Genomic DNA, 13322 nt, shown 5'->3' with positions numbered 1-13322 from the left:
GCTGCGTACGCTGACCCACAGTTAACGCAGACAGCCATCATCCGCTCGCGCCCATTCCCCTCTCTCATCCCTCTAAATAACGGGTGCAGAGAGATTAAGCATGTCGTCAGATTCTACAGCCGGTCGCTCGCCCGCTCGTTACGTACAGCGGCCGAGCCCGAGGACGGTGATTCTCGATGAGCCGCCTCGTCGAGTCTGACGAGTGTAAGCGGTGCGGCGATCGCGTCGACGCCCTTCGCCGACTGTGTTCCGACTGTACGCGCGCTGTTCGCGATGCGCGGGAGGGACCGCTATGAGTGCCGATGTCGATCAAAACGATCGCGATCTCGAGGCCGAACTGGCGAGTTCGGCAGCTGGTCGGACCGGCATTCCTGTCGACGCGATTTGCGTGGGCTGTGGGCGGACGCGCGTCAAGCGCGCCACCCTCGAGGAGATGGACCAGCCCCCGCAGGCCGATCCAACGTCGCTCGAGGTGGCGGACTGCACGTCGTTCAAACACGTCTGCTACCAGTGTGAGGGGGCGACGTGGTGGAATCCGGTGGCTGTACTGACCGGATTGCTCGAGTCAGAGGACGGTGAGTAGTCGTGTCGCAAGTCGAGACGACACCTCACGAGATCGAGGGCCGCTGGAAGTGGCCCGACTGGGGCCGCGGTCCGTACGATGCGCTGTCGTCGGTGATGCTCGGGCCGCCGTTCGAGGGCTATCTCGAACTGAACATCGAGGTCGATGGCGAGCCCTGGCTCATCAAAGTCAGTTACAGCAAATCCGGGTTCGCACCGCGGCTGTCGGACGGAATCAACGCCGAGCGACTGTACGAATGGGATATCGTGGGCCGTGGGCGTGGTGAACGGAAGGCGTCGTTCAATATCTCACCGCGGTTTCCGAATATGCGCCACTGGGAAACTGGCGACCCAATACAGCTCCCCTGGGAGAATCAGATGGGCGAGGTTGATGGCGTGGACGTCGAGTTCCACACCAGCAACATCGAGGCCGAGCGCGGTCTCGAGTTGCTACCGGAGTTCTTCGCGGCGATCTTCGATCACGCCAGCGAGCGGATTCATTCCGAGTATTTCCGAACCGAACCGCACGCGACGAGTCGAATGTGGGCGTACGAGCGCTACGTTCGACTCCGTCGCGAGTGGGCGGAAAAGCTCTCGTCGGCCGGTGTGTTGCAAAAAGTCGCGCTCTATCTCTCCGATCTGAAAGGCGTGAAGGCGGAGCTGCACATCGACAACGAGGAAACGATCAACCACCAGAATCGGTTGTTCCTGAATCCAGCGTCAGCTGGGAAACTCATGCCGGGCCACACCTACGGCCGAAAGCTCGAAATTTACCAGCTGAAGGACCCGGATGCGGTGTCGAAGAATCACCCGTCCTACCATCCGAAAGTGGAGGTTCTGGTGAACAAGGCGAGGAACGACGGCGAGGCATGGGCATGGGCCGATCGCCACGAAGTGACCGAGCAGATCGAGGAAACGATACTGAACGCGCTGCACTGGGAAGACATCCCGCTCGGTCCCGACGGCAATGGCGTCTATATTGCTGATGACCATTTCGACGCCGTTGCTCGAGACGACCTGGTAGAACTCTACGAAGACCCGACGCCCCGACTCGAGGCGAAGTCAGACCACCTGTTGATGACGACGCTTCGCGATATGGGCGAGACTGCTCGGGACGTCACCGAGACGGTCGCGACTGACGGCGGAGCCACGGTCGACGATCTCGCCGACCAGCTGGGGAAGCACCCCGCAACGATCTACCGAGCGATACAGGATCTCGGCGAGATATTCGAGTTAGACCAGGGCGATGTATCGTTCCGCGCCCGGAAGTACCGCGAGGAACTTCGAGCGCTCGCCGAGTCCGCCGAGTACGCGATCGAGAGCTACGCCGACCGGATGCAGCATATCATGGGCCTGGCCGATCACGTCGCCGAGTTGTCGCCGTTTCAGCAATGGCTCACCGAGAACGGTGCCGACCTCGAGTTCGACGAGAACGGCGAGCCACGGCGAATGCGAGTCGATACGATTCTCTCGAAGTTGAAGGCCGACAGCTTCGAGAACCTCGGCACGATCGCCGCGGAAGCCCTCGAGAAGTGGTCGAAGTCGGGGAACGATCCGACGGTTCTTCGCAGAGCGGAGTTGACCTGGAAGACTCCCGGCGGCGGAACTGAAACCGGATTCGTCGGCGCTGTCGCCGATCGGTGAACCGGCCAGCGTAGTGGCAACGCTGTCTTTTTGACTGTTTTATACAAGTTCACTTGACTAACACGGCTGCTTAGACAAATCTGGTTGTAGTCGGTGGCTCGAGGCCGGGGCCAGCGCCGCGATCGCACCGCAACGCCGGCGGGGTCGTTTCGCGCTGCGCGCGAAAACCCCCTTGGCGGGTGTCCCCAAGGGGACAGAGCCAAAAAATTACAACGCCCCGCTCCCACCTCCGCACGAAGTTCTCCAGTTGAAGCACACGAAACCACGGTTCATCAGGTACACTGGATTGTGGTTTCTTATCCGGAATGTATTTGCAATTGGAGTGTCAACAGAATATCCGAAAGGTGGGATAAGTGACTATATCTGAGCAACAAAGAGATACGTATCAATCGACTGTTTCTGAGTTCCGTAGTCAAGAGAGGGAGAATACGTGTCTTCCTATCGCCTTAGTGAATATCCTTGATGATCTAGCTACCCGCCATGAGGTCCCTGAAATACGAATTGGGAAGGAAGAAATACTAGAAATGGTGGACTATGATCCTTTACTCGGTTCAACTACAGACTTTTTGCCAGAACAATTAGGACAGAAACTCAATCCCTTTAGTTACGAGGTCAAAGAAGACAAGGCTCTTTCTATGGGTGAATTAGATGAGTTGATACGTGATGAAAACTCGTCATATCCGCTTGTTGAGTTTGATACCCGGTATTTTGATTGGGTAGATGGCTACGACGTACAAACCGGAATGTATGGTGACGCTCAACCCCATATTATTGTTCCATTTGCATTTAACGACGAAACTGTCCTGATATTTGATCCATTTGAGGATTTTTATTTACCTCCGGAACCAAATGATACACCACCGAAAGAGGTTCCCCAACCACTATTTTATGAGTGGTGGAGCGGGGAATCTGCACCCCGATGGACTCTCTGGATTGACCAACAAGAACAACAGACACTCAATCAGGCCTGATAAAAATGACAGAGAATGTTCAGATTCGGAACGATCGCTTGGTGTTCCAGGAGTCTGCCAAGATAGAGAACGAAGTTGAGAACAGACTGAAAAGACGATACGGGAGAGGTGTCTTTGTCCAAGAAACTTTTGAAGTTTCCAATAACGAGATAGTAATTCGTTTGGGCACATCCTATCCTAAAGATGTGAGTGATCGCCGAGAGCAAGATAATGTGATGAAATATATCAATATTGGCGATGTGGAAACTCTGTATGCGGTCCCAACAGGTGAAGGTTATTTCACGATTGAGTTACCTGATCGAACCGAACTGAAGGAAAAGGCATACGGACGTAAACAGGATATCGTCAATAAGTTAGATTGGTCTATGGCTAAGACGATCTATAATGATGTTTATCAATTAGACCCTGTCCGAAATCAACTCAATTCACTAATTCAGATTGTTCGATGGCTTAAAAAGGAATCTGAACTGGAAGTTTCTAGAATAGATGACATTCAAAGAACACAGAACACGCAGAATTATCTTAAAGTTCTAGCTGACTTAGATTTCGTTATCATCGAAGAAGGAACAGTTCGAGCTGGTAGGAAAATGCAGGCTGCAGACATGAGAGAGTTCGATGATTCCGAAGATGTATCCTTAGATGATTACGAGAAAGTTGTCGTGGGCAATATCATCAGTGAGGGATATCATATTCTCCGTGATCAGCTTGGACTACGAATGCTGAACCACTTCCCAAAGTACGCAAACTCCTACTACTATTCTGCTATTCAAAGACAAAAGTCTGATCTATATCTCGATACAGATGCACTAAGAGAGACTCTAAAGTATGAATGGGGAGATACTGTCGACCCATTAGTGTTAGATGATAAGCTGAGAAAATTAGAGGAGGCAAATATCATTGAGCGCGAGGATGAATTTGTAGTAGGTAAAAGACGGATTTATGATGCTATAAACAATGAATCCCAGTCAGTACCTGTAGCAGACTAAATTTAGCGAAAAAATTGTATTCTTTTATCTGTTCCACTCTCTCCCTCCTCCTGTGATCGTATGTCAAGCGAATGCATTTACCGAGTATGCCCCCTAAGAGAGCAGGATAATTGCGCGCCGCGCTATCGAAAAATTCGACCGGCCGATATTGGGCGTCATAGCGACGTTCCTTGACTCATAGACTATATTGGAACCTCGCTAACCATGATTGTCGGATCTGCCTACGAGGGTTTATCAGTGAAGCCGTGACCAGACATTAGCGTCATGCGACATCCACAAGACGATCTACTGGTTGTTCATGCGTTAGCACTGCTTGCACAGGAGTACAAAGGAATGGAGGAAGAAAACCGAGCCTTGAACATTGCAGCTGAGATCGCAGATCAACATGGGCTTTCAGTCAGTGAAGCAATTCGGCAACTCGAATGAGATCCAATGGCTAAAATCAAGGTCATAAAATCAACCATCCCGCCTCCGCAGTTCCAGTCCAAGCAGTCGCACTCTCGAGATACACGCGAAAATTATGGATATGCTTGCAGTCTGAAATAGGAGGGACTTATTCATATTCAGACTAAACTTCACTTGGCCAATATGATAAGTACTACTAGTTTCATAGCCGGTGTCCAAATTCTCACTACAATCGCAATTATTGTCATTCCAGTATTTACCGAACACAAATTAAATCCTTTCCAAAGACGGGCAAGAAATGCGATTGATCGCCTAAGACAAAGGAATGACGAACCGTTCGATCTAATTGACATTAGTGCCATTTCAGAACAGTCAGGTACTACCGAGGAGGAGCTTTTAAAGATTATAGCAGAAGAGTTGGATATAGATCTCAATAACCTTCGTGATGAGTTAGATGAAGAAAACGTACTTCAAGAGATAGAGATGGGTTACGTTCAGAAGGGCGATCCTGGATTTGGCATATTATTAGATGCTATCTCACAAAATCGTTCTCTAAAGGATTTAGATGTCACTACTATAGGCATGATTTATGGGAGAGCTGAACTCTTTGAGGTATTAGACTGGAACGATAGTATGCCACGGGGGGCAAAAACTCCAATAGGGCCGAATGCAGCTTTGTTTGTTGACTATGATAGCGGCTTGCTCCCACAAAGGGAATTGATAATTTATTATCCCGAGAGTCCATCGCTCACTCTATCTCTCCATGAGTTGGAGATATGGGTGAAAGACGCGCTTAGGAGAAAATCACATTTCCTAATAACTATATTAGCAATCGGATGGGCAACAACATCGGTGATTTCTCTTAGACTATAATCAACGGACTACCTTCTTGCTATCGACGTCCCCTGTCGGCCCCGTGGGGTTGCACGCCGACAGATCTGGTTTCCCGAATATGCACACGAGATCGGAAAGGCCGTGTGCATATCGAGTGACGATCGCCGCGACGAACCTCGGAACAACTCTGATTGGGTGACAGAAACACACCGATTATGGGCTATGGGCGGCGTTGAGTGAGTCGAAAAAACTAGGATTCGGGGGCTCGTGTGTACGAGTATGCGAATCCGAACTGACGGGGACTATGCCTACCGAAACGACGCGATTGACCGTGCAGCACGCTTCTACAACTGTAACAAGACGAAAGCCGTCGTCTCAGCGTGTGACGACGTGCCCCGACTGGTTGCAGCTGCCCGCCAGGTCCTCGAGCGCGACGACCTCACGCACGAGCAACGCCGGGAGATCGCCGAGACGCTGAGTACTCGAGTCACGACCTTCGATGTTGGCCAGTCCGTAGTTGTCGAAAAGGAGTAGCAGCCCTGTTTGAGTCCTAAGATAGTTGTCTCGGTGACAGAGCTGCACACTACAGCTGCTTACTGATTAATAACTCGTTCTTGTTCAGAGAGGATGTCTTCGTGCTCATCACGCGCCTCGTTGTGCGCCTCAACGTCCCCTTCGTCTCGATCTGCGAGTTCCTGTAATCGGTCTTCTTTCCCGTAGAGGGTAACGGTATCTCCCGGTTGAATCTCTGTATCGGGACCGGGGGCACCGATATAGTCCTCGTCTCGCTCAACCCCGAGCAGGATCACCCCCTCGTCAGAGAGATTCAACTCTCTGGCCGTATCATTTGCCAGCCATTCGTCTTCGTTGATCTCGACTTCGGCGACGCGATATTCACTCTGAAGACCGAGTACCTGCGTGTAATCTTGGATGGTAAGATCCGTCGTATAGTCAAGCGCCTGCTCGAGAATTGGCGTCAGCGCTCGATTCAACAGCTGGCTACGAGCGAGAAGAACAATCCCGATAACACCACCGATAACGTAGATGAGTGTGAGAACGTTCTCGCCCTCAGCGTTGATGAACGACAGAAGGAGTGAGGCAAACGCACTCACAACCCCGATGCTTCCGAGTCGGATAAGCCAGATGACAATGGTCCGTCTGCTTGGTTCCGAGACCGTAAACTCTGCCTCTTCGGTCGTGTATCCCGCTCCCGAAAATGCCGATGCTGCCTGAAACGCGGCCACGTCCGGTGAGAGACCAGTCATTCGAAGCGCAATCGCTCCGATCCGAACCACAAGTAGCGCGAGCGCAAAGATGATGAACACGGACAGGATTTGATTTGTCGCTACCATGCGATGGCATCCTACAGAGAACTGTAAAAAGACTCGCTACATTAGCAGACTGTACTTGCCGCTAAGGATGAAAAACCGAATTCCTTGCTGAGAGTTTCAACAGAGTCGGATTAGAAAATATCGCCGATCGAGATTTTTGCTTGCTCGGTTCCACGGTGATCGCCGCCCCCGTGCCACCGAAGCAGCGGGAGATTCGACGCTTTGCCCATCTTGTCTTTGACGACCGTGCAGCCGGAGCGACCGTGTGGCCGGTAGACGACGAAACAGTACCAGCCGTCCGCTCGCCGAAGCTTTTCGTGATAGGCTCTGTAGATCTTGAAGTTCCCCGGTTGGCCGTCGCTGTGCTCGAGCATGGTGCTCTTGATCTCGACGGGTGTTCCGTTTCCGAACCTGGCATCGTGCCAGCTGGCGCGCTCGAGTTCAAACCGTCGTTTCTTCGCCATCCGTTTCTCGCAGGCTGTGCCGAAGTGATTCGCTCGCTTCGATCGACTCCGAGTCATTTTCGATTCATCACGTACGCGCTCGTCGCGCGTCTTTATTTATTTCTCCTCTCCCCATACTACAGGAAATGCAGGCGATGGGCCGCGGTACGTGGCCCTGTCGGGCCACGCCCATAGTAAAGGGGGCACGGTTGCCGTTGCCAGCCTGCCAGCGCCGCGCCGTCATGCGATTACCTCTTCGACTTTGGCAAGCGTATCGACGTGCTCGCCTTCGTCGCGGTACTCTCGCCAGCGAGTTCCGACCCATTCGCGGCTGTAGGGTACGTACGTCGCCGTCTCGCGGTTTGTCATGCCTTCCTCTTTGCACCTGATAGCCGTCCAAATGGCCGTCTGACGGGCTGCTTCGCCCGCCTCCATCTCATCGGTCTCGTCGCCGTACTGCGACCAACTCCAATCTGACGCCTCTTTCGTGTTGTATCGGAGATCCGTCGGGGGTACGCCTTCGATCTCGCCTTCAATATCGGCGAGTTGCGCGTTCCGAATCGAGTCGGCGATGACCGCCTTTTTCTGGCTTACCTTCTTGACGATCGTGCCGACGCGCCAGAGCATCGGATGAATCGATCGTTCACCGTGTGCGATGTAGATGAGAGCGCCGCCGTACTTCCGAATCTTGTACACCAGTGGTGCCATTTTCTTCCGGGTTTCGTGGCCCTGCTTGCCGGTCCCACTGGCGGCGCTCGAGAACTCGTCGCCGATGAACAGTTTGTCTCGCTGGCTGTGCTCGAGCGGGTCGCCGTCCTGCTCGACCCACTCCATGAGGGTGCCGTAGTCGCCGATCCAGCCGTCCTGTACATCGCCGTCGTCGTCTACCCAGCGGTTCTTTTCCTCGAGCGACTGGATGTTCGTGCCAAGCAGCGAGTTCTCCTGATGGAGCGCACGCCACCGCTGTGCGAGCAAGCAGGCGAAGTCCGTCTTTCCCGCGCCCATCTCGCCCAAGACGACGATTACCGGTGCCGGGCCGTTGATGAGTTCGTCCACCTTGCCGATGGCCTTCAGACCGCTCACGTCCGCTCGCTGTGACGTGTCCCCAACCATGTGCTTGATAGTCGCCATATCGCCGTTATCCATCGCTCTGCGGAAGTTCTCGGTCCCTTCGACCATCCGAATTTCCTCGTGTTTCGTGAGGTCTTTCGATTGGCCGGGCATTTTGTCGGGCCGATCGGCCGACGTCGGATCGTAGTGGATCGATCGAACGGCCATCGCCCGGCTAATCTGCTCGTCGCGAACGATGCCACCGTGGTCGGCGATCTCCCGGTTCTCTCGCTGTCCGTAGCCTTCCTGGTGCTCTCGAGCCTCCGCCGTAACATGTAGGTCGTTGTCGTCAGTCATCGCTTCCTCCGTCGGTTGCTGCCGTCTGCTCGCCGCCCGTGTTGATCGTGACGGGTGCCGTTTCCATCGGGTCGGTCGCGTCGAACTCCTGTTCGTATTCGCCGAGGTCGCTAATTTCGTCGCTCGACCACTCTTCAGCGTCGTCTTCGGCTGCCTCGAAGCGTTCCTTCACGCTGGTTTTCTGTGTCATCAATCCGCGTTCGTCCGCTTCGGCGTGCGCATTGATCGTGTCGCGTTCGATCTCAATACCCATTCTCGAGATTCGACCGCGTAGCTTGTTGTAGGCGATCGCCGTCTCGACGAGTTCGCCGTGGACGTCCTCGAGCATGGCTTTGACCGTGACGAGTTTCGAATCCGAGAGTTGGCTGAAGTAGCAGCCGGTGACGATGAGCGTCCCGTTCTCGCCCTGGTCCGGGTGCCAGTCGAATTCTCGCACCTCGAACGATTCGTTATCGTTTACGCGGTATGGTGACGGGCCTTCGACGGTCTTGTTCGACCACACCTCTGGTTCAACGTAGAACTTCTTTCGCACGTCTTCGACGCCGTTAACGTGGTACACCTCGGTCATCCGCCGGTTTCGGAGTGCTCGAGCGCCGGTGACGAACAACGCGAGCAGCGGCGGGCCGAGCAACAGGAGCGCGGCGAACCAGCCGACCGCGATCGGCGGGATTCCGGGTACACTGGGACGAATCAAGACGAGTGCCGCCCCGAGCGACACCACGACACCGAGCACGATCAGCTGGCCCTCGGCAGCGATGTACGTCAGTCGATCCGCCCAGGAGCCGAACGTTCCGCTCGTCTGTTCGCTCACGCCTCCATCACCCCGCTTTCTTCGGAGCGGAGGACGTGCCACGTCCCGACGCCGGCCAGCCCGACGGTCATGAGAATCCCCGAGAACAGCCCCGATTCACCGCCGAAGTGCCGGAACGGGTTCTCGTCGGCTTCGCTCGGTTCTTCCATCTCGCTCGAGAGTCGGACCGTGGTTCCGCCGACGCTGACACCGACCGTCGATGCGCCGCGCATCTCGCGGACATCCATCGAGATCGTCGTCTCGCCACGCTCGAGGTCGTAGTCTTCGCTCGGCACCTGGACTGCTCCTTCTTCGCCGACGCCCGCGAGTGCGTCCGAGACGGTTACCGTTCGCGGCCGATCGGCGTCGAAGGTGATGCTCGCCGTGCCGTTCTCGAGTTCGTACTCAGTGATTCGGAGATCGTCACCGAACTCGGCTTCAAACGCGGGTTCGGTCGTCGCGTTCTCCGTTTCGTTTCCGTCCTGTGCGGCGACTGGCCCAAGGCCCATGCCCATCGCGAGCGCCACCGCTACGATGACGAGCACGAAAAAAATCCGTCGCATCCTCAGTTCCCTCCGAGTCCCGGAATGAGGTCGGTCACGTATCCGACGACAGCGAGCACGATGACACCGATGATGCCGAGTCCAAGGAGTGAGCCACCGCCAGAGCTGAATAGCTCATCAACACCGGGAATCGTCACACCACCACCACCATCGTCAACAACGACCTCGATCGTCTGGTCTTTCGCTGTTTCCTCAGATTGTCGATTCTGACGGAAGATATCCCGGGCCTCTTCCGCCGAGGTATCCGCGGTCACAACATCGCGAGCCTCGAATTTTAGCGTCCCACTCCCGCTGTTGACCGATTCGATCGTGAATGGACCGGTTAGGTGGAAGACGTCAGCTTGCATATCGCCGTTGTCGTCTTCCCACTCTATCGCGGCGTAGATCTGTCCGGGGTAGTTCGACGGATCGATCCGCGAGCCAACCGGCAACTCGTTGCCTTCGACCTCCGTCGAGAGCGACCAGCCGAGTTTTCCATCGAACTTGACGGGTTCGTCGGGGAGATCGCCGCCGTCCGTGGTGTTCCCGTCCGTGGTGTTTCCGTCATCATCCGACACCGATTCAAGGTCGTTCGGATCGAACGAGATTCGGCCGGGTTCAAGGGCCTCAGGAAGTCCAACCGTTCGGAAGTACAGCGCCGCCTCTTGCCACGACGTGGCACCTTCAACAGTATCCAGCATCGCCCCGGTCGAGAGCATATCTGATAGCGACAGGTCGCCAGCGCTCATGCCGTCGTAGTGGGTCGATAGCAACGATTCAACCTCATCCAAGACTGCATTGTAAGACGACGTGATCGCCGAGCGGACCGACCGATACTCGTCCGAATCGACCAGATCTTGTTGTCCATCCACATGTGACAGGTCGTAATCGTCCGCAGACACGCCATCATAATTGGACGGGTCTGGCGGGTCTATCGTCAAAATCTTATATTCAAACGAGGTGTCAGGAGACATCGGATTGAAGCCGCCAGTCCACGATGTGTCGCTAATACTGGGGTAAGACATCGACTGAGACGTCCCATCAACGAAATCCTTCTCGTTCTCGTAGAAATCAACGCCAACACTACTGACCTGACTACTGCTCTTCGAGCCACCGTCAGAATTCCGCAGAGCCAGAACGTCCATATCAGCCGCTTTAGTGATGATACCATTCACGAGCGACGAGACACGAGTCGCAAGGGACTTCTCAGGCTCAATGAACACTTCCGCGATCGCGTCCTCGGCCGCTGTCTGCGCCTCGGACCTTGTGCCGCCGGTCGAGACCGTCTCATAGATCTGCATAATCGCCTCCTCTCGTGCAGTGTTCTGGAGGCTATTCGCGTTCGTCTCCAGCGAGGCGAGTAAATTCTCGTCCGATATGTCGTGGATCTCTATCGCGTCATTGTAGATATTCAGATGGTTCTCGAACGCGATCGCGTTGTACTCTTTCGAGACATCATCGCCGCTGTAGTTGTTCAACACGTAGTGAGTGATCGCATAGCCCGCGATCAGGACCGGAGCAAGCGGCACCGCCGCCTGTGCACGACCGACCGGCGAGTGACGCGGAGCGATCCGATTCACGGTCGCCGGAGCCACAACCATCGTCCCGCCCGCAATCGCGGAGCGACGGAACAACTCGCGCCGAGTCATCCTCGAGCCGGCCCCGTCCGAATCTGTGGGCCGTGGGCTTTGGGCCGACATTCAGACCACCCCCACAGCCATCAGCGCCGCCAGGCCGATTGACACGCTCGAGGCCGTCACAACGTAGCCGGTGATCACCGAACTGTACCACTGTTCCGTCTGACCGCTGAAAACGTTGGAATGCATTGTCTGAATCTCCGGGTTACTTGTAGGCGATCACGTAGAACGCGGCGGCGTTGAGGAAGACGGTGAACCAGCCGACGTACCACATGCTCGCCATCGTGACCGCCACAGCGGGCACGAGCGCCGCGAGAATGTTCATGATGATCGCCAGCAACACGACGACCGTTTCCACGTCAGTCCAGTCCTCTGGCGTCCCCTCGTTGGTGAGCCAGCCGATGAGCAGAATTCCCATCGAGAGGATGAACCCGTACGTGACCTCGGTTCCGTGGGCGCTGTACAGCGAGTCTGCGAGCGACATATTCAGCGGCGCGCTGAACTGGAGCGTGCCGACCGCGCCGACCGAGATCGACGCGAGCACGAACAATGGCGCGAGAATACTGTCTGTGAGGTCAATACCGTCTTCCTGACGAATCGAGTCAGGAACGTACTTCTGCGGTAGGCTAAGTGCCATACGAACGCCCCGTTTCCCCGCCCCATCGAAAAGGTCAGGAAAACCAAGGTTCACCAACCTTTATACCAAGGCGGGTTGCCCGCCGAGTATGGCGCTGAACAAACTCAGACAGTTAGACCAGAACTCTGCTGGCATTACGCTGCCGAAAGACGATCTCCGAATTGAGGGGCTGCTCGACGAGAATGGGTGCGTTGACGATGAATATCATTTCCACGTTCGGCACGTCAATGAGGGAGAATGGACACTCGAACTTGTTGAGGGAATCGATAACACGGAACCATGCCAGTCAAATTAATTCTCACAATAACAATTCACTATCTATAATCAAATAATTTAACCCTCAAAGCTAGCCATTCCAAGTATTACAGTGTCTTCGGCACTAAACGCATTTATACCATCTATGAATAAAATCTGCTAAAGTTGCCAGAATATTGCCTTAAGGAGTTATTTCTCCGGCAACTGTCGTCGCATCTACTTGATCGTCAATATTGTCTCCTGTAGACAAGCTTGTATCGCCCTGGAATGCCTGAATAGTGTAGTCATTTCCACTAGTTGTAGTGTAGTCTTCCGACCCGCCTGTTGCGGTAATCACGTCAGAAGAGACCGGTTGACCACTATTATCAACGAGAACAACTCCATCTGCATTACCCATATCTGTGACAGACACGGACACTGTGTCACCAGCAGAGTTCGCTTCAGATTCAACGACAGCGTTCACTTGTGTATCACCCATACTATCGCCCATATCCAGCACGAATGCCGCGATCACGGCCGCGAGAATGACGGTTATCGCAACCATCAAGATCACGCCAATAACTGGTGATACTGCCCGTTCCTCTTCGCTTCCGATCAGCTTGTTTCGGTATTTGCTTAGATCCATAGTTGGATTTCTGTTTACCACGCACCCTTCAACGGTGAGAACGCGTATCCGGGGAGTGTGGTAGCGCCCCGGTGACGCTCGAGGGGAATTGGAATCCGCACCACCTCGGCGTCGCCTTCTCGTCGTCTTCGGGTTAATCTCACCGAGAGAATTCGAGGTATATATAATTAGTTGATAGTGAGAAGGTTCTTGACAAATAAAATAAGCGATACGGTTTCAATGCTGATAATTAGGTGGGTATAGAAGAGCTACAG

General features: G+C 54.4%; 16 protein-coding genes. 7 read left to right on the top strand and 9 right to left on the bottom strand.

Translation table 11 applies throughout. The features are described 5' to 3' along the window. The first annotated feature begins 292 nt into the window (after positions 1 to 292). The 6 genes from DWB23_RS15855 to DWB23_RS15840 all read left to right on the top strand — a co-directional run bounded on the left by DWB23_RS15855 (position 293) and on the right by DWB23_RS15840 (position 5935). On the top strand, positions 293 to 583 hold the full coding sequence (locus DWB23_RS15855) for a hypothetical protein (RefSeq protein ID WP_121743779.1): 291 nt from the start codon (positions 293 to 295) through the stop codon (positions 581 to 583). A gap of 2 nt (positions 584 to 585) precedes the next feature. After that, positions 586 to 2205, top strand: coding sequence for a DUF7845 domain-containing protein (locus DWB23_RS15850; RefSeq protein ID WP_121743778.1), 1620 nt, complete (start codon positions 586 to 588; stop codon positions 2203 to 2205). 353 nt (positions 2206 to 2558) lie between these two features. Beyond that, on the top strand, positions 2559 to 3176 hold the full coding sequence (locus DWB23_RS23075; protein WP_162989849.1) for a hypothetical protein: 618 nt from the start codon (positions 2559 to 2561) through the stop codon (positions 3174 to 3176). Positions 3177 to 3181: 5 nt separating this feature from the next. After that, complete coding sequence (locus DWB23_RS15845) at positions 3182 to 4162, top strand: hypothetical protein (protein ID WP_162989848.1); 981 nt, start codon at positions 3182 to 3184, stop codon at positions 4160 to 4162. 588 nt (positions 4163 to 4750) lie between these two features. Next, positions 4751 to 5440 carry a hypothetical protein gene (locus DWB23_RS23070; RefSeq protein WP_162989847.1) on the top strand — a complete coding sequence of 230 codons (690 nt, stop codon included), beginning with the start codon at positions 4751 to 4753 and terminating at the stop codon, positions 5438 to 5440. 240 nt (positions 5441 to 5680) lie between these two features. After that, positions 5681 to 5935, top strand: coding sequence for a DUF7692 domain-containing protein (locus DWB23_RS15840; RefSeq protein ID WP_121743776.1), 255 nt, complete (start codon positions 5681 to 5683; stop codon positions 5933 to 5935). 59 nt (positions 5936 to 5994) lie between these two features. On the opposite strand, the gene DWB23_RS15835 is transcribed toward DWB23_RS15840, so the two are convergent. The 8 genes from DWB23_RS15835 to DWB23_RS15805 form a co-directional block, all read right to left on the bottom strand. Then, on the bottom strand, positions 5995 to 6753 hold the full coding sequence (locus DWB23_RS15835) for a TrkA C-terminal domain-containing protein (RefSeq protein WP_121743775.1): 759 nt from the start codon (positions 6751 to 6753) through the stop codon (positions 5995 to 5997). A 110-nt stretch (positions 6754 to 6863) separates the two neighbouring features. Further along, a complete protein-coding gene (locus tag DWB23_RS15830; protein ID WP_121743774.1) occupies positions 6864 to 7253 on the bottom strand; it encodes a hypothetical protein in 390 nt (129 codons plus the stop codon). A gap of 162 nt (positions 7254 to 7415) precedes the next feature. Next, positions 7416 to 8582 carry a hypothetical protein gene (locus tag DWB23_RS15825; RefSeq protein WP_121743773.1) on the bottom strand — a complete coding sequence of 389 codons (1167 nt, stop codon included), beginning with the start codon at positions 8580 to 8582 and terminating at the stop codon, positions 7416 to 7418. Further along, positions 8575 to 9393: a hypothetical protein gene (locus DWB23_RS15820; protein WP_121743772.1), complete on the bottom strand. Its 819-nt coding sequence runs from the start codon at positions 9391 to 9393 to the stop codon at positions 8575 to 8577. The genes DWB23_RS15825 and DWB23_RS15820 overlap by 8 nt, the downstream gene beginning before the upstream one ends. Beyond that, positions 9390 to 9935 carry a hypothetical protein gene (locus DWB23_RS15815; protein WP_121743771.1) on the bottom strand — a complete coding sequence of 182 codons (546 nt, stop codon included), beginning with the start codon at positions 9933 to 9935 and terminating at the stop codon, positions 9390 to 9392. Before DWB23_RS15815 ends, DWB23_RS15820 begins: the two co-directional genes overlap by 4 nt. Before the next feature lie 2 nt (positions 9936 to 9937). After that, entirely contained in the window at positions 9938 to 11563 is a 1626-nt protein-coding gene (locus tag DWB23_RS15810; protein ID WP_162989846.1) for a hypothetical protein, read from the bottom strand. A gap of 51 nt (positions 11564 to 11614) precedes the next feature. Then, the gene (locus DWB23_RS23770; RefSeq protein ID WP_275086318.1) at positions 11615 to 11740 is read right to left on the bottom strand and encodes a hypothetical protein; all 126 of its coding nucleotides are present in this window, start codon (positions 11738 to 11740) and stop codon (positions 11615 to 11617) included. Positions 11741 to 11756: 16 nt separating this feature from the next. Further along, positions 11757 to 12188, bottom strand: coding sequence for a hypothetical protein (locus DWB23_RS15805; protein ID WP_121743769.1), 432 nt, complete (start codon positions 12186 to 12188; stop codon positions 11757 to 11759). An 88-nt stretch (positions 12189 to 12276) separates the two neighbouring features. Here DWB23_RS15805 and DWB23_RS15800 point away from each other — a divergent pair, with 88 nt between their 5' ends. Beyond that, the gene (locus DWB23_RS15800) at positions 12277 to 12483 is read left to right on the top strand and encodes a hypothetical protein (protein ID WP_121743768.1); all 207 of its coding nucleotides are present in this window, start codon (positions 12277 to 12279) and stop codon (positions 12481 to 12483) included. A gap of 141 nt (positions 12484 to 12624) precedes the next feature. Here DWB23_RS15800 and DWB23_RS15795 read toward each other — a convergent pair whose 3' ends face one another. Then, positions 12625 to 13068, bottom strand: a complete 444-nt coding sequence (locus tag DWB23_RS15795; RefSeq protein WP_121743767.1) for a type IV pilin — start codon at positions 13066 to 13068, stop codon at positions 12625 to 12627. Between the last annotated feature and the right edge of the window lie 254 nt (positions 13069 to 13322).

Origin of the sequence: Natronorubrum halophilum (assembly GCF_003670115.1) — an archaeon.
Classification (GTDB): Archaea; Halobacteriota; Halobacteria; order Halobacteriales; family Natrialbaceae; genus Natronorubrum; species Natronorubrum halophilum.
The sequence above is the reverse complement of the archived record's forward strand: the minus strand, read 5'-3'. Positions and strand labels throughout refer to the sequence as shown.